This is a genomic window from Atlanticothrix silvestris CENA357 (assembly GCF_016056295.1).
Taxonomy (GTDB): Bacteria; Cyanobacteriota; Cyanobacteriia; order Cyanobacteriales; family Nostocaceae; genus Atlanticothrix; species Atlanticothrix silvestris.
The window spans coordinates 40612-56494 of sequence record NZ_JAECZB010000020.1 but is presented as its reverse complement, the minus strand read 5'-3'; the positions used below and the strand labels follow the sequence as shown (position 1 = coordinate 56494).

Below are 15883 nucleotides of genomic sequence, written 5' to 3'. Positions count from 1 at the left end.
ATTACGAATTACGAATTACGAATTACGAATTACGAATTACGAATTACGAATTACGAATTACGTGCAGCGATCGCTATCCTACTTTTTCATCGCTGGATACTGCTGTAATACCTGCTGCAAATACTGTCCAGTATAAGACCGAGGATTTTTGGCAATTTCCTCTGGTGTCCCTACAGCAATGATTTCTCCCCCTTTATCGCCACCTTCAGGCCCTAAATCAATCACCCAATCAGCACAACGAATCACATCTAAGTTGTGTTCAATGACTAAAATCGAATTGCCTTTATCCACCAAACGTTGCAATACATCTAACAATTTGTGAACATCATAAAAAGATAAACCTGTAGTTGGTTCATCTATTAAATAAAGCGTTTTACCTGTGGCGCGGCGCGATAGTTCTGTGGCTAATTTCACTCTTTGAGCTTCACCACCAGATAACGTAGTCGCAGGTTGTCCAAGTTTTACATAACCCAAACCTACATCATATAAAGTTTGCAAACGAGTCACAGCTTTGGGGATATTTTGAAAAAACTCTAAACTTTCCTCAACTGTCATGTTGAGAACATCAGAAATAGACTTGTCTTTGTACTTTACCTGCAAAGTTTCACGGTTATATCTTGCACCTTTACAAATTTCGCATTGGACATAAACATCAGGCAAAAAGTTCATTTCAATGACATTTACACCTTGTCCACTACAAGCTTCGCAACGTCCACCTTTGACATTGAAAGAAAATTGTCCAGGTTTATAACCCCTAGCTTTGGCTTCTACTGTTTGAGAAAATACATCTCGAATCGCATCAAAAATACCTGTGTAAGTTGCAGGATTAGAACGTGGTGTGCGTCCTATTGGGGACTGATCTATAACGATCGCTTTATCGACTGCATTTAATCCCTTAATTTCCTGTAACTGTTTAGGTAAAGGAACTTTTTTCGTCAAGTGGTGTTGCAGTGATGGGTAAAGTAATTCGTTAATTAAAGTCGATTTACCTGAACCCGAAACACCAGTAACAGCAACAAGTTTACCCAATGGGATTTCTACATCGATATTTCTTAAATTGTTGCGATGGGCATTATTAATTACCAGACTGCGCCCATTTCCTGGTCGGCGTTCTGCTGGTGTATTAATTACTCGTCGTCCAGATAAATAAGCACCAGTCAAAGAATCTTCTGCTGTGAGCAAAGCCTGCAAATCACCTTGGGCGATAATATTTCCGCCGTGGATTCCTGCACCTGGCCCAATATCAACAATGTGATTAGCTGCACGAATTGTTTCTTCATCATGCTCAACCACAATTAATGTATTACCCAAATCACGCAATTTAGTTAAAGTTTTGAGTAAGCGTCCATTATCTCGTTGATGTAAACCAATACTCGGTTCATCTAAAACGTAGAGAACCCCAGTTAAACCAGAACCAATTTGAGTTGCAAGACGAATCCGTTGGGCTTCGCCACCAGAAAGAGTCATCGCGGGACGATCAAGAGTCAGGTAATCTAAACCTACATCCAACAAAAATTGCAATCTAGCTTTAATTTCTCTAAGCACTAAATCAGCAATTTGCATCTGGCGATCGCTCAACTTTAACTGAGCAGTTCTTTCTTGACAATCTCGAATCGATACCCCAGTTAAATCTAAAATTCCATATTGTCCCAATCGTACCGCCAAAGCTTCCGGTTTTAATCGTTTCCCCCCGCAAACTTCACATGGTTGATCAACTAAATACTGCTCTAATTTTTGCTTAATTAACTCCGAACCCCCTTCATATTGCCGCTGTAAAATCGGAATAGCACCTTTAAAACTCTGCGTTTTCCGCGCCTCTGCGGTAGCCTGCGGCAAGCCGCTAGCGCGTCTACGTTCTTCCTTCTCCCCATACAAAACAATCTGCTGTTGTTCTTCTGTCAAATTTTTCCAATGTGTTTGTAACTCAAACCCATGAGCTTGACCCAAACTATAAAGTAATTCCAGATAATATGAATTATCTTTTTCTGACCAAGGCGCGATCGCAGCATAAATTGGTGCTTCGGGGTTAGGTACTACCAAATCGGGTGCAAATCTTCTTAAAGTCCCAATTCCATGACAATTGGGACAAGCACCATAAGGCGAATTAAACGAGAATAAACGCGGCGATAATTCCTCCATTACCGCCCCATGTACTGGACAAGCAAAGTTTTCCGAAAATACTAATTCTTCTTCGCTGTCAGTTGTCAGTTGTTCCTTGTCAGTTGTTTGTTGATTATCACTACTGACTACTGACGACTGACTAATAACAATGTTAGCAATACCGCCTGATTGCTTTAGACACGTAGATAGAGAATCGACCAAACGTTCTTGGATGTCTGGTTTTTTCACCAAGCGATCAATTACAACTTCAATCGTGTGAGTTAAATTTTTATCTAATTCAATCGAGTCTGACAATTCCCGGACTTCGCCATCAATGCGGACACGAACAAAACCTTGGGAGGCCAGACTCGATAAAAGTTTGCGGTGAGTACCTTTTTTACCCCGGACAACAGGGGCGAGAATTTGAAACCGAGTGCGGTCTGGTAATTCTGAAATGCGATCGCACATCTCATCAATTGTCTGGGGTGCAATAGAGCGATCGCATATCGGACAATGGGGTTCACCAGCACGCCCAAATAACAGCCGTAAATAATCGTAAATCTCTGTAACCGTCCCGACTGTAGAACGAGGGTTATGAGATGTAGATTTTTGGTCAATGGAAATTGCCGGACTTAAGCCTTCAATCGCTTCCACATCCGGTTTATCCAATTGTCCTAAAAATTGCCGCGCGTAGGCGCTGAGAGATTCGACATAGCGACGTTGCCCTTCAGCAAAAATGGTATCAAAAGCCAAAGAAGACTTACCCGAACCAGATACACCAGTAAACACAATCAGGCGATCGCGTGGCAATTCCAAATCAATATTTTTCAGATTATGCTGCCTAGCACCCCTAATCCGAATTGTGTTCCGGTCATTATGGTTAGGGTGCGGAAGATGTCCATTGAGGGATGCGGCTAGCTTGTTCTCTGACATATCGGCAGGCTAATAGTGAAATAAAGGCACAAACATTAAGTGTAAAATAATACAGTATCAAGGAATAAGGCATGAATCTGGAAAAATCTGATTTCTTTGCCCATAAGAGGCGAAGAATATACCAATTTCTTACTTTATCCTTAACACTTCAGACTTAATTTAATGAAACAGTCCTTAATAATAATATCTTTACTGTGGTTATAGTAGAACAATAGTACTGTTTTAGGTAGGGATTACTCTATATTCAGGCCGCAGACATCTTCCTTTGTTTGCAAACTTTAAAGGCATTTAGATTAAACATCCTCCTATGGGTAAAGTTATCGCAAATATATATAGGACTGTGTATCGAGTTTTATTACCGAATTATTGAGAAGCAAGAGCAGATAATTGTGTTATCGGACGCGATAAATCCCGTGTCTACATGAGGCTTTTTAGCTTGACTCAACGGCGATAGTTCCAAATCAGGAGGGGTCGAATCTCATGAGTGATTTGCTCCTCCTGCCTCATTTATAAAACTCTGAGTCAGCAATTCACTCAATCCCATGAGCTTAGTATATAATTATGGATTGTGTCGATTCAAAGCTAGACCATGCCTAAACTAAAGACCCGTAAAGCAGCAGCGAAGCGATTCCGTGCCACTGGCACAGGTAAAATCGTGCGTCGTAAAGCCTTCAAAAATCACCTGTTAGAACACAAGTCTTCCAACAAAAAGCGTAACTTGTCTAAGACAGCACTTGTAGACGAACGCGATGCAGATAACGTGCGTTTGATGCTCCCATATTTGTAAGTATAAGTTTTTCAGGAAATAAATTATGACTAGAGTAAAACGCGGCAACGTAGCTCGTAAACGCCGCAATAAAATTCTCAAACTAGCTAAAGGTTTTCGTGGTTCTCACTCAACTCTATTTAGAACCGCCAACCAACAAGTAATGAAAGCACTACGCAGTGCTTACCGCGATCGCAAAAACAAAAAGCGCGATTTTCGCCGCCTTTGGATTACTCGTATTAACGCGGCTTCTAGACAACATGGCTTGAGTTACAGCCAGTTGATGGGCAACTTGAAAAAAGCCGATGTCCAACTTAATCGTAAAATGTTGGCACAATTGGCAGTCCTCGATCCAGCTAGCTTTAGCAAAGTCGCTGAACTAGCAAGTCAAACTAAAGGATAAAGGTGGCAACGGATGTATAACGGATGTAACAGACGGCAAGTAATTACTCGGTTACATCTGGTATTATCCGCCACTATTTGTTGGATATTTTGCTTTTTGATAGTGGGGACAGGATTGACTGCATCTGCCGCCGAAATGCCAAAAATTCAGCAGCGTGGCTATCTAATTATTGCCGTGAAAGACAACTTGCGTCCCTTAGGATTTAGAGATGCTAGTGGCAATTTGCAAGGCTTAGAAATCGACTTAGCACACCACTTGGCACTTGAATTACTGGGTAAAGCAGAGGCTGTCAAATTGAAACCTGTAGCGAATCGCGATCGCTTGTCTGTAGTTTTAAACGACAAAGTTGATTTTGCGATCGCCAGGGTAACAGCAACTGAATCACGCGCTCGTTTAGTAAGTTTTAGTGTACCTTATTACTTCGATGGAACTGTTTTAGTTACAAAAGAAGCCTCTGTACAGCAGTTCAGTGATTTGGCAAAACGAAAAATTGCCGTACTCAATAACTCCAGTACCATTGCCGAAGTCCGGTACTATATTCCTAACGCTGAGTTAGTTGGTGTTAATTCGTATGAAGAAGCAAGAGAAAAAATAGAAAGCAACGCATTAGCAGCCTTTGCCGCAGATGCTAGCGTCCTCAGTGGTTGGGTGCAACAATATCCCCAATATCGACTTCTGCCAACTAAACTATCAACTGCACCGTTGTCTGTAGTCATGCCCAAGGGATTGCAGTACGATAATTTAAGACGACAAATTAATGAAGCGATCGCTCGTTACACAGCAGAAGGTTGGTTAAAGGAACGTGCTAAATATTGGGGTTTGCCTAATAGTCAACAGTCAGTGTTAGAAAAAAATAACAATTGACCAATGACAAAAAGCTGATAATAAAGATCAAAAGCAAATTTTAATATTTATATTTCAAAGTAATGGATAACAATCTAGCCGTTGTTTACCTCTCAATTTTTGTAGGACTACTCACATTTGCAGTTGTAAATGTTTTTCGCCAGATTTTCAAAACTCGTAAGCGTGAAAATGCTCTGGCGCGATTACGAAAAAAATTGGAAAAAGAAAAAGGTACAGCTCAAGAATATTATGAATTAGGCAGTATTTATTCGGAAAAGAAGGTTTTTTCTCAAGCGATCGCACTGTTTCAAAAAGCTATAAAAGCCGCCGAAGAAGAGGAAGAAGAAAACAGTGCCCCCATTTTTAACGGACTAGGCTATGTTTACTTTGCTCAAGAGCAATATGATTTAGCAATTCGTCAATACAAAGAAGCTCTAAAACGTAAACCCGATTATGTGACAGCATTAAATAATTTGGCACATGCTTATGAACGCAAAAAACTAACCACTCAGGCACTACAAACTTACGAAGAAGCACTCAAATTTGCTCCTAATAATCCTACCGCCAAACGCCGTGCTGAATCTTTGCGACGTTTGGTTTCTGCATAATTTATTCAAATATCTCCATTGAAAGCAGTCCTTCAGTTACTTTAGTGACAGCACCCGTCATTGTGATTAAAAAATCATCGCTAATTTCTATTGCAATTTGTCCTCCCGGCGTATGAACTGCAATTGATGAATCACATAAACCCAAGCGATGAGCCACAGCCGCCGCTGCACTGCTACTACTACCGGATGCCAAAGTGTAGCCTGCTCCTCTTTCCCAAATTTCAATCTGGATATTTCCCCGATCAAGAACTTTCATGAACTGAACATTTGTGCGGTTAGGAAAGTAGGGATGAACTTCTAGCCGAGGGCCGTATTTCTTCACTATTTCTGGTGTGACTTCGAGCATCTGTATAACACAGTGGGGATTACCAATTGTAGCTGCACAAAAAGTAAAGGTTTGCTCGTCAATTGTGATACTTTCTTCGAGAACTTCTCTGGAATGTCCTGCTACAGGGATATTGTCACTATGGAAGCTCACATAACCCATTTCTAATCGAACGTTTTGACCTGACTTGGCAACACAGGCTTTAACTCGTCCACCTAATGTGTCGATATCAAACTCTTCCTCTCCAACAAGTTTTTTATCCCACAAGTAGCGAGAAAATATTCTCAGTCCATTACCGCTTTTTTCTGCCTCGCTGCCATCTGGATTAAAAATGCGTAATCCAAATTTCGCATCTTTGGATGGTAGCGGCCCAAACAAAATTCCATCTGAGCCAATTCCAAAATTCCGGTGACAAATCCGCTTAATTTTTTCTGAGCTTAATTCAAAAGCTAAGTCTTCAGGAGCAATAACTAAATAATCGTTTCCGAGAGCATGATATTTAGAATATTTCATTGGCGCTAGTATCACAAGTAGCAGAAATCTCTATAATACAGAATTAAGAATCTAATTATAGATAACCAATGCTGGTAAATTAATTTGGTCTAAGCTTCTAAATCTATCGGGTTCTTAGCTGACGTTGAGAAATAGATAACTATACATTGTTCTCAACGTGTAAAAAATGATTAAGAGGCTACAGTTTTTTGGTTTAGCGATCGCCATTATTCTTTGCGTTTGTTTCTCTATAGGTTTGACAGGAAGATTATCGGCTCAACAACCTGTAATTTCCCATCCTCTAAGTTCTTTAATAGAAGCAGAAATTACAACAGCGGTTTCAGTACTCAAAAAAGCAAAAACTTTGAGCGAAAAGGCAGTATTTCCAGTTATTGCCTTACAAGAACCAGATAAAAACGCAGTCATTAATTTTACATCTGGTAAATTATTTCAGCGACAAGCTTTTTTAGTAGTTTATGAACGATCGCAAAACAAAACTTATGAAGGTGTGGTTGATCTGCAAACCCAGAAATTAAGTTCTTGGAAAGAAATAGCTGGTGTTCAACCTGCGATCGTCAATACAGAATATGAATTAGCCAACCATGTAGTCAAAGCTGATCCCCGATGGCGAACAGCAATGCAAAAGCGGGGAATTACAGATTTTGATCAAGTCCAAATCAGTTGTTGGGCAGCGGGAATTTTAAATAAACAAGAAGAAACGAGGGGTAGTCGTCTATGTCGAGCCTTATCTTATTACAAAGGCGAACACCTACGGCGCGCTGGAAGCGAACGCTGGAATTATTACGGCAGTCCTATTGAAGGAGTGTTGGCAACTGTCAACTTAAATACTGGTACAGTGTCTAGTTTTATAGATCAGGGAATTGTTCCCTTCTCAAAAGCAAACTGGGACTATGATTTGAAGTCTTTAAGAAAATTACTTTCACCACTAAAATCATTAAGAATTCTGCAACCTCAAGGTGCAAGTTTCCGAATTAATAGTAATGAAATTAGTTGGCAAGGTTGGAAGTTTCGCTATTTAATGCATCCCCGTGAAGGGTTAATACTGTACTTAGTAAATTACAACGACGGAGAAAAAATTCGACCAGTGTTATACCGCGCCAGTTTATCGGAGATGGTTGTACCCTATGGTGATCCCGATCCTACTTGGTCATTCCGCAATGCTTTTGATGTTGGAGAATACAACTTTGGTTCTTTAGCAACCAGAATGGAATTAGGTAAAGAAATTCCCGAAAACGGTCTTTTACTGGATGCTGTGTTGGCTAATGAGCAAGGAGAACCGTTTGTAAGGCAGGGGATTGTGGGTATTTACGAACGCGATCGCGGAATGCTCTGGAAGCACTATGAATACAATACCCAACGTAATGATGTGCGTCGCAGTCGTGAATTAGTCATGACTATGACTGTGGCAATTGACAACTATGATTACAGTCTCAACTGGATTTTTCACCAGGATGGTACTTTGGAGGTGGAAAATGAATTAACGGGTATCGTGCTGGCAAAAGGAACTGCTGCCCAAAAACAGTCAAAGATAGATTATGGTCAGTTGATAGCCGAAAACATCATTGGGGTGAATCATCAGCACTTTTTCAATTACCGTTTAGATATGGATGTAGATGGTCAGGCTAATTCTGTAATGGAAATGAATGTCCAAGCCTTACCGATGGATGAGAAAAATCCTCTCGGAAATGCGATCGCAGTAGCAGAGACTCCATTAGCAAAAGAAACAACTGCTGTGCGCGATCTGGATTTAAAACATAGTCGAGAATGGATGATTGTCAGCGCAGATCAGAAAAATACTCTAGAAGCTGCACCTGGATATATGCTGATGCCAGGAGGAAATGCTACATTTTTGCCTGTGGAAGGCTCAAAAATTCACCAAAAGGCAGAATTTGCTACTCATCATGTTTGGGTAACAAAATATCAGCCAGATGAACTTTATGCTGGTAGCGATTATCCCAATCAAACTCAACCTGGACAAGGTTTACCAAAATATATTTCAAACGATGAATCTTTGATGGGTGAAGATATCGTACTGTGGTACACAATGGGCGTAACTCATATCCCGCGATCAGAAGATTGGCCTGTAATGCCTGTTCACCGAGTTGGATTTAAGCTCGTCCCTAGAGGCTTTTTTCCCCGCAATCCAGCCATTAATCTGCCTGAACCAACGCCTGTGAATAAACCCAGGAAAAGCTAAAATGAAGCCATTGAGTTTCTAGTTTTGATGCCGTTCATGCGGTATCTTAGACTACAAGCCGATGCCTAAGGAAACCGCATGACCGAGGGAAATCAACCAAACGACTTTGAAAAGTCGGAAAATGAAAATTGGGATTGGCAAACAGAAACAAGAGAGTGGTCAGCCGCAGCAACAGAGCTTTCTTGCTTTGCGATCGCAAGAATGAAAAACAAAGATTTAGTAGAAATAATTGATACCAAGCGCGGGATTCTGAAATTTGTTTGTATTTTTAGGGATAAAGCACAATGACAGAAGCACAACTAACGGCGACTCAAATCTCTGTTAACGAGTTGATAGGTATGCTTGCTGCTATAGGCGACCAAGACTATTCAAAGTTCCAGGAACTAGAAACCGCTTTTGTTTCTCAACACGGTGAGGAAGTTTGGCAAGAAGTTTTTAGCTTTCGTGTTTTGCCTGCATTGGATAAGGCAGCTAGTCAATGGTTACTAAATCAATGGTTAAGCGCGGGTATCAACAGTATTAGGAAAATAGGGTAATTGTTCTCAAAACTGAACAAATACAACGCTTTGTGTTTTTTAGCCACTGAAGTGACTACTTTTAAAAAAATATTTGTTGAGACATTAAGATTTATTTAACTTAAACAACATTAATGTTGTTTAAGTTAAGAACTGAACCCTAGTCACTGCAAGAGTTTGGGCGATTACATTGGAGTGTAAACTCACATAAGCACCCACTTCTTTGGGGTTACAAGTTTTGAGACAATTCAGAAGCGATTTAATTAATAATCAAGCAATCATAGTCCACCGCTGATCGGACTCCATGTTATTGAAAAGGGAGAACACATAATGAAATTGGCTTACTGGATGTATGCCGGCCCAGCTCACATCGGCACTCTGCGGATCGCCAGTTCGTTTAAAAACGTTCATGCCATCATGCACGCCCCACTAGGTGATGACTACTTCAACGTTATGCGCTCCATGTTATCGCGGGAAAGGGACTTCACCCCGGTAACAACCAGTGTTGTTGATCGCAACGTTTTGGCACGCGGTTCTCAAGAAAAGGTGGTAGACAACATCACCCGCAAAGATGCCGAAGAACACCCGGATTTGATTGTATTAACTCCCACCTGCACCTCCAGCATTCTGCAAGAAGACCTGCACAACTTTGTCGAACGGGCGCAGTTGGAAGCGAAAGGGGACGTGATGTTAGCGGATGTGAACCACTACCGCTACAACGAATTACAAGCCGCCGATCGCACTTTGGATCAAATCGTCCAATACTACATTGAAAAAGCCCGGAAGCGGGGCGAATTGGTAGAAGGCAAAACCGAAAAGCCCTCGGTTAATATTATCGGTACTTCCACCCTTGGTTTCCATAACAATCACGACTGCACCGAACTAAAGCGGCTAATGGCTGACTTAGGAATTGAGGTAAATACCTTAATTCCCGAAGGTGCTTCGGTGAGCGACTTGAAGAAGATGCCCAAAGCTTGGTTTAACCTGGTGCCTTACCGTGAACTCGGTTTGACCACAGCTCGTTACTTGGAAGAACAATTCGGCACACCATACATCGACATTACGCCAATGGGTGTAGTGGAAACTGCCCGTTGTATTCGCAAGATTCAGCAGGTAATCAACGCTCAAGGTGCAGAAGTTGACTACGAAGACTTCATCAATGAACAAACACTGCACGTATCTCAAGCTGCTTGGTTCTCTCGTTCTATTGACTGTCAAAACTTGACTGGCAAAAAAGCTGTGGTCTTTGGTGACAACACCCACGCAGCCGCCATTACCAAGATTTTGGCGCGAGAAATGGGGATTCACGTTGTTTGGGCTGGAACCTACTGCAAATATGATGCAGACTGGTTCCGTGAACAGGTAAGCGAGTATTGCGATGAAGTGCTAATCTCCGAAGATCATGGCGAAATTGGGGATGCGATCGCCCGCGTTGAACCCTCCGCCATTTTTGGTACTCAAATGGAACGCCACGTTGGTAAACGCTTAGACATCCCTTGCGGGGTAATTGCTGCACCAATCCACGTCCAAAACTTCCCCATTGGTTACAAACCATTTATGGGTTATGAAGGCACGAATCAGATTACAGATTTGATCTACAATTCCTTCACTTTGGGAATGGAAGATCACTTATTAGAAATCTTCGGTGGTCATGATACCAAAGAAGTAATTACTAAAGGTATTTCTGCTGATTCTGATTTAAATTGGACAAAAGATGGTCAAGCAGAATTGAATAAAATTCCTGGATTTGTGCGCGGTAAAGTGAAGCGTAATACTGAAAAATTTGCCCGCGATCGCGGTTTCAAAGAAATCAATGCTGAGGTATTGTACGCTGCCAAGGAAGCAGTCGGGGCTTAATGATAATTTAGTTATCAGCTATAAAACTGATAGCTAGAATTCAATAGAAGAGTGTTTCTTTTAAAGAACACTCTTCTGCTTCTTATGAAATAAATTTTACTAGACAAACTAATTTATTAAAAATGAGGTATTTATGAGCAGCAATCAATTATCTAGCAGTCCTAACGAAAATAGACTATACACCAGATTAATTACGACTATAAAGATACTTCAGTTTTTCGGCTTTTTTATTACAGTCATTTTTTTTATTATATTATTTTCAGCATATAATCAAGCTTTTAGGTATAATTATTATACATCTAATACAATTAATATAATTTTTTTAGTACCTTTTCTTTATATAATTATTACCTGTATTATAGTATATATTCTGACAGCAGCTTTAATAGCAATTATTGACCTTTTAAGCAGGATAGAACGGAATACAAGACCGGAATAATAACTGAGGACTAATCAGTTCATCTGCTTATTTGGTTAGATTTAGAAAACTTAAGTTAGATCAAAGTTTAATTTGTGTGGTGGTTATATATTATTTACAGCAGTATTTATAGCAATGATTGACCTTTTAAGCCGCATAGAACGGAATACAAGGTCTGAATAATAACTGCTATTTAGCAATGATTTCATGTAACAGAATATAAATCTAGTCTAGCACCAAGAAATTTAATTGCGATCGCGGTTTCAAAGAAATCAACGCTGAGGTATTATACGCCGAGAAGGAAGTTGTCGGGGCGTAAGTTAACGGGTTAGCAATTATTAATAATAAAGGGCATATCTTAAGGAATGCCTTTTATTCTGACTTCAGCAGACGAATAAAGCCAGCTTGTTCAAAGTGGTGATCTGTGGTTAAGGCATCTTTTATGCGTAGCTGTTGCATGACTATAAAAGAAGTACTATCTACCAAAGACCAAGCTTTATCTTCTCTAGTTTTAAGTAGCTCCCAAGCTGCTGAATCTATTGCTGGTTCAATATAAATCAAGTTGATATAAGGAGCAGTTCTGACAGCTTCTACGTATTTAAATAACTGCGGGCGAGGCACACGTAAAGGGCTATTCAGCAAAGCCACCAGTTAAAGAACAACATAATTAGTTGTTACCATTGCTTGATTTTGCTGACGTTTATGTTGAAACCACTGCTTTGCTTGTTCATGGTAGGACTCAGTTGCAATAAATAAATTAGCCCAGCCGGATGTATCTACAAAGACTTTATTCGTCAATTTTTAACTCCTGCTGCAAAGTTTGCTGGAGATATTGATCGTGGTTTTCTCCTACATCAGAATTATCAAATTTTAATGTACCTAGTAAAGGTAAAATTGGATCGAATTCAGAAATATTTTCCTGTTTAGCTGATTTAGATAAAGATTGCAGAATTAAATCTTCTAAAGATAGATTCAGTTTTTGCGCCTGAGCAGTTAATTTACTTTCTAAGTCATCTGACAACTGTATTGTTAATGTTTTAGCCATTTTATTCACCAGTTACGGATGTTCAATAATCCCATTATATGCATGTATAGCAAGTAAAAGAAAGTCTTTGTCTAGCTTGGAAATAATCGCAACTATTTGTAAAATGTGAATTATAAGTTTTACGTGCTATTTAATAATAACTTCAGTTAATAGAATATAAAATTATTACAGTACCAAGAACCGTGTCTGCGATCGCGGTTTCAAAGAAATCAACGCTGAAGTATTGTATGCCGCCAAAGAAGCTGTAGGGGCTTAGATTAGCACTTATTTCAGAAGATTCAGGGGGTGAGGAGATATGGTACTCTTTACCCCCATTTTTTTGCTGTTATTGATGAAAATTACAGATGAATAGCTATGGCAGTAAAGATAAAATTAATGGCAGATTATGAGTGCGACCCTTTATGGTGGGAAGATGCTGGTAAAGTTGGTAATATCGATCCAGCCAGATTGCCCCTCAGTCAAGAAACCATTAGTCGTTTGAGAAAATGGGCATCTGCTTACAATGCCACATTAAATTGGCAAGATCCTGGTAACTCACCAGATTTGAGTGAGGAAGCTGAAGCGGCTTTTGAAGAAGAAGGAATTAGTCTGTGGAAGCAACTACAAACAGAACTTACACCTAATTATCAAGTTGTTTATTTCAGTGAGTTATTAGGCAAGGTTTTAACTCATCCTAGTGAATTAGAAGTTTTACGTCCTATTCACCAATGATTTCACTTAACAGAATATAAATTTAGTGCAGCCGCAAGAAATTTAATTGCGATCGCGGTTTCAAAGAAATCAAAGCTGAGGTGTTGTACGCCGCGAAGGAAGCTGTTGTAGCTTAGTTTGGCGGGTTAGCAATTTTTAATTTTGAGATTAACTTCAATCGTTTGGCTGAAACATTAGCCAAACGATTGATTTGTTAGTAGTATTACTCAGGACAGCTGTAGTCATTTCAGTTCAGCATAGTTTTTAATAAACCACCCATATAAATCAATGAATCAAGTTATCAATTTCTACGCAAAAAATGCAGCCCGTCTGTTAACTGCTTTGGAAAGAGCAAAAGTTAGAACTTTAAAACCTCAAAATATTAACAGTTAAAAGGGAGGGATACATTTAAGTATCACATCCCCTTATCTTCTTAACTCCACAAAGATATTAGTTATTTTCGCTTGGTGGTGAATATGGTAGTAAACATCATTAGAAAACCACCTAAAATAATAGCGATTGCCAGTCCGCCTGTAACCCAATCGAGCAAATTACTGTTTTCCATAATCTATAGTTAATGATTCTTTACCTTTGATTATTGACTAATTTAAAAATCGACCCCGCGCTTCAGTTCTACACCTTGATTGGCATAGTGTTTGTGACAGTAAACTTCAGAGTGAACGCTAGCCAAATCGAAGTAAGCGGGTTGATTTTGGCAGCGACCAGTAATAATAATTTCAGTGTCGCGGGGTTTGCGAAGCAAAGCTTGCACAATAGGTTCAATGGGGAGTAATTCCAGGTCAACGGTGGGGTTGAGTTCATCAAGGATGATGGTTTTATACAATCCAGAGGCGATCGCAGTTTTGGCAATTTCCCAACCGCGTTCAGCTTCTACGTAGTCTAATTCTTGCCGGGAATTGCGCCAAACGATCGCATCTCGACCACAGCGTTGATGATCTACCACTTCTGGATATGATTGCTGTAAAGCCGCGATCGCAGCATCTTCTGTGTAGCCACTACCACCTTTGAGCCACTGCATAATTAACACCCTAGTAGAGCCAGGATGATTGATTCCCCTACCAATCGCTTGTAAAGCCTTACCGAGGGCGCTAGTAGACTTACCTTTACCAGCACCAGTATAAATTTCAATACCCTCAATGAATAGTGCTTTAGCTGTTGGGTGGTGTTGGGGTTTCATTTCGGAGTGCAGATCCGCAATATCAAGTAACTTTTGGGGTGCGGCGCGTCCGGTAGCAATAATTTCTAAGTCGTGGGGTTTGGATTTTAATGTCTTTACCACTTCATCGACTGGAAGTAAACCCAAATCTAGGACGGGGTTAATTTCATCTAAAACAACTACTGAATACAACCCAGAGGCGATCGCTCCTTTAGCTACATCCCAACCCCGCGCGGCTTCTGCTTGGTCGAAAGCGGTAATTTCTTCTGGGCCAAAAAATTCTGCTCTACCTGTCCGAACTTGGTCAATCAGATGAGGAAAACCGCGCTGCAAAGCTGCGATCGCTCCATCTTCGTCATAATCACGTTCTGGCCCTTTTAAAAACCGCAGCAGTAAAACGCGGTTGGAATCGCTTGGTGTATTTATCCCCAAGCCAATCGAGCGCAAAACCACCCCTAAAGCCGCTTGGGACTTACCTTTTCCCGCGCCGTCGTAAACGTGAATTTGGCCTGTGAGTCGTTCAGAACGCACTTGCGCTGTGCGAATACCTATGCCGTTCCTTGTCATCTTTCAAAAAGCTGTAAAATTGCAGTCTTTCATCTTACCGAAGGTCTTGCACTAGCAGGTAAACATAATTTTGCTCTGGTGTTTCTATACAAGAGTCTGCGAGATATATTAACAAGATAAATAGGAGTATACTGGCATACCAAGACGGTAAACAGCAATTACAACAGAATAATTGCCTCCATTAGACTGATTATCGCAGCTATACTCGCTAAAGTTAACCCCTATCATTGAGCCTGTATGTTTGATCTATTTGGAGATTGGACTCTTCCCAGGATTTTTCCCCTTGGTGCAATCTTGTTTAACTTCTTATTTTTACTGGTTGCTATTCCTATTGAGGCTTATGTTTTCTATAAAAGGCTAAAATTTGACAGAAAAACTAGCACTTTCTATGCCATTTCTGTTAATCTCTTTTCCAGCGCACTTGGTTGGTTCCTATTTTTTGTTTTAGAGCCAATCTTACCAATATATTTTAAAGCAGAGTTAATTAGTTTTGTCTTCTTTAATATTTTTAGATCAACTAATACACAAAGTTTACTTATTTTAACTGCTTTTATAATTTTCTTTACAACTATTCTGATGAAATTTTTTCTTTTACAACTTTTCGTATTTTTATTAAGCGAAAATATGGGAAAAAAGAAAGATACTTTAGAACCACCTCAACGTCTAAAATGGCGTATTGCCACTAGAGCTAGATTTCAAAGTACAAATTTAGTTACTACTACACTAATAGCCAATTCCCTCAGCTACACTGCTATTAGCCTTATTTTGCTAATTCGCAATAGATAAAGATAATTAAAATTATCCAGTGTTGCAAGCTAAATAATAAGTAGATCGGCGTAAATGATTATTGTTCTGATAAGGCAGGGAGCAGGGGGAAAAAGAGTTTGAGCTTTATTTACTTTCATTCACACATTTTAGTTTTATTG

16 protein-coding genes are annotated in these 15883 nt (G+C 40.0%); 10 read left to right on the top strand and 6 right to left on the bottom strand.

The annotated features are described in order from the left end of the window. Positions 1 to 78: 78 nt before the first annotated feature. The gene (uvrA, locus tag I8751_RS10825) at positions 79 to 3033 is read right to left on the bottom strand and encodes an excinuclease ABC subunit UvrA (protein ID WP_214439167.1); all 2955 of its coding nucleotides are present in this window, start codon (positions 3031 to 3033) and stop codon (positions 79 to 81) included. 589 nt (positions 3034 to 3622) lie between these two features. Between uvrA and rpmI the strand changes: the two genes are divergently transcribed. The 4 genes from rpmI (at position 3623) to I8751_RS10805 (ending at position 5653) form a co-directional block, all read left to right on the top strand. Further along, positions 3623 to 3820 (top strand): 50S ribosomal protein L35, encoded by a 198-nt coding sequence (gene rpmI / locus I8751_RS10820; RefSeq protein WP_214439166.1) that lies wholly within the window; start codon positions 3623 to 3625, stop codon positions 3818 to 3820. Positions 3821 to 3845: 25 nt separating this feature from the next. Next, a complete protein-coding gene (gene rplT, locus I8751_RS10815) occupies positions 3846 to 4202 on the top strand; it encodes a 50S ribosomal protein L20 (protein ID WP_214439165.1) in 357 nt (118 codons plus the stop codon). A 12-nt stretch (positions 4203 to 4214) separates the two neighbouring features. Next, positions 4215 to 5066 (top strand): transporter substrate-binding domain-containing protein, encoded by an 852-nt coding sequence (locus I8751_RS10810; RefSeq protein WP_214439164.1) that lies wholly within the window; start codon positions 4215 to 4217, stop codon positions 5064 to 5066. A 62-nt stretch (positions 5067 to 5128) separates the two neighbouring features. Beyond that, complete coding sequence (locus tag I8751_RS10805; protein ID WP_214439163.1) at positions 5129 to 5653, top strand: tetratricopeptide repeat protein; 525 nt, start codon at positions 5129 to 5131, stop codon at positions 5651 to 5653. Between the two features lies 1 nt (position 5654). Here the strand turns inward: I8751_RS10805 and dapF are convergent, their stop codons facing one another. Next, positions 5655 to 6491: a diaminopimelate epimerase gene (dapF, locus tag I8751_RS10800; protein ID WP_214439162.1), complete on the bottom strand. Its 837-nt coding sequence runs from the start codon at positions 6489 to 6491 to the stop codon at positions 5655 to 5657. Positions 6492 to 6657: 166 nt separating this feature from the next. Between dapF and I8751_RS10795 the strand changes: the two genes are divergently transcribed. The 4 genes from I8751_RS10795 to bchB all read left to right on the top strand — a co-directional run bounded on the left by I8751_RS10795 (position 6658) and on the right by bchB (position 11060). Next, the gene (locus I8751_RS10795; protein ID WP_214439161.1) at positions 6658 to 8688 is read left to right on the top strand and encodes a primary-amine oxidase; all 2031 of its coding nucleotides are present in this window, start codon (positions 6658 to 6660) and stop codon (positions 8686 to 8688) included. A gap of 78 nt (positions 8689 to 8766) precedes the next feature. Beyond that, positions 8767 to 8976, top strand: a complete 210-nt coding sequence (locus I8751_RS10790; RefSeq protein ID WP_214439160.1) for a hypothetical protein — start codon at positions 8767 to 8769, stop codon at positions 8974 to 8976. After that, entirely contained in the window at positions 8973 to 9224 is a 252-nt protein-coding gene (locus I8751_RS10785) for a hypothetical protein (protein ID WP_214439159.1), read from the top strand. The genes I8751_RS10790 and I8751_RS10785 overlap by 4 nt, the downstream gene beginning before the upstream one ends. 309 nt (positions 9225 to 9533) lie before the next feature. Continuing rightward, positions 9534 to 11060, top strand: a complete 1527-nt coding sequence (bchB, locus tag I8751_RS10780; RefSeq protein WP_214439158.1) for a ferredoxin:protochlorophyllide reductase (ATP-dependent) subunit B — start codon at positions 9534 to 9536, stop codon at positions 11058 to 11060. 790 nt (positions 11061 to 11850) lie between these two features. Here bchB and I8751_RS10775 read toward each other — a convergent pair. Genes I8751_RS10775 through I8751_RS10765 form a run of 3 tightly spaced genes read right to left on the bottom strand, consistent with a single transcriptional unit; the run spans position 11851 to position 12523 of the window. Continuing rightward, entirely contained in the window at positions 11851 to 12120 is a 270-nt protein-coding gene (locus tag I8751_RS10775) for a type II toxin-antitoxin system VapC family toxin (protein ID WP_214439157.1), read from the bottom strand. Positions 12121 to 12129: 9 nt separating this feature from the next. Next, entirely contained in the window at positions 12130 to 12276 is a 147-nt protein-coding gene (locus I8751_RS10770) for a hypothetical protein (RefSeq protein WP_214439156.1), read from the bottom strand. Then, a complete protein-coding gene (locus tag I8751_RS10765) occupies positions 12266 to 12523 on the bottom strand; it encodes a hypothetical protein (RefSeq protein ID WP_214439155.1) in 258 nt (85 codons plus the stop codon). Before I8751_RS10765 ends, I8751_RS10770 begins: the two co-directional genes overlap by 11 nt. Before the next feature lie 354 nt (positions 12524 to 12877). Here I8751_RS10765 and I8751_RS10760 point away from each other — a divergent pair, with 354 nt between their 5' ends. Further along, the gene (locus I8751_RS10760) at positions 12878 to 13234 is read left to right on the top strand and encodes a hypothetical protein (protein WP_214439154.1); all 357 of its coding nucleotides are present in this window, start codon (positions 12878 to 12880) and stop codon (positions 13232 to 13234) included. A 586-nt stretch (positions 13235 to 13820) separates the two neighbouring features. Here the strand turns inward: I8751_RS10760 and I8751_RS10755 are convergent. Further along, a complete protein-coding gene (locus I8751_RS10755; RefSeq protein WP_214439153.1) occupies positions 13821 to 14957 on the bottom strand; it encodes a cob(I)yrinic acid a,c-diamide adenosyltransferase in 1137 nt (378 codons plus the stop codon). 237 nt (positions 14958 to 15194) lie between these two features. Between I8751_RS10755 and fraC the strand changes: the two genes are divergently transcribed. Then, positions 15195 to 15743 (top strand): filament integrity protein FraC, encoded by a 549-nt coding sequence (gene fraC, locus I8751_RS10750; RefSeq protein WP_214439152.1) that lies wholly within the window; start codon positions 15195 to 15197, stop codon positions 15741 to 15743. Positions 15744 to 15883 lie beyond the last annotated feature (140 nt).

Excerpts from the sequence above, each read along its gene's own strand:
- uvrA (WP_214439167.1), bottom strand. The coding sequence starts at position 3,033 with ATGTCAGAGAACAAGCTAGCCGCATCCCTCAATGGACATCTTCCGCAC.
- I8751_RS10810 (WP_214439164.1), top strand. The coding sequence starts at position 4,215 with ATGTATAACGGATGTAACAGACGGCAAGTAATTACTCGGTTACATCTG.
- bchB (WP_214439158.1), top strand. The coding sequence starts at position 9,534 with ATGAAATTGGCTTACTGGATGTATGCCGGCCCAGCTCACATCGGCACT.
- I8751_RS10785 (WP_214439159.1), top strand. The coding sequence starts at position 8,973 with ATGACAGAAGCACAACTAACGGCGACTCAAATCTCTGTTAACGAGTTG.
- I8751_RS10755 (WP_214439153.1), bottom strand. The coding sequence starts at position 14,957 with ATGACAAGGAACGGCATAGGTATTCGCACAGCGCAAGTGCGTTCTGAA.
- I8751_RS10765 (WP_214439155.1), bottom strand. The coding sequence starts at position 12,523 with ATGGCTAAAACATTAACAATACAGTTGTCAGATGACTTAGAAAGTAAA.
- dapF (WP_214439162.1), bottom strand. The coding sequence starts at position 6,491 with ATGAAATATTCTAAATATCATGCTCTCGGAAACGATTATTTAGTTATT.
- rplT (WP_214439165.1), top strand. The coding sequence starts at position 3,846 with ATGACTAGAGTAAAACGCGGCAACGTAGCTCGTAAACGCCGCAATAAA.
- I8751_RS10805 (WP_214439163.1), top strand. The coding sequence starts at position 5,129 with ATGGATAACAATCTAGCCGTTGTTTACCTCTCAATTTTTGTAGGACTA.
- fraC (WP_214439152.1), top strand. The coding sequence starts at position 15,195 with ATGTTTGATCTATTTGGAGATTGGACTCTTCCCAGGATTTTTCCCCTT.
- I8751_RS10760 (WP_214439154.1), top strand. The coding sequence starts at position 12,878 with ATGGCAGTAAAGATAAAATTAATGGCAGATTATGAGTGCGACCCTTTA.
- I8751_RS10795 (WP_214439161.1), top strand. The coding sequence starts at position 6,658 with ATGATTAAGAGGCTACAGTTTTTTGGTTTAGCGATCGCCATTATTCTT.
- rpmI (WP_214439166.1), top strand. The coding sequence starts at position 3,623 with ATGCCTAAACTAAAGACCCGTAAAGCAGCAGCGAAGCGATTCCGTGCC.
- I8751_RS10790 (WP_214439160.1), top strand. The coding sequence starts at position 8,767 with ATGACCGAGGGAAATCAACCAAACGACTTTGAAAAGTCGGAAAATGAA.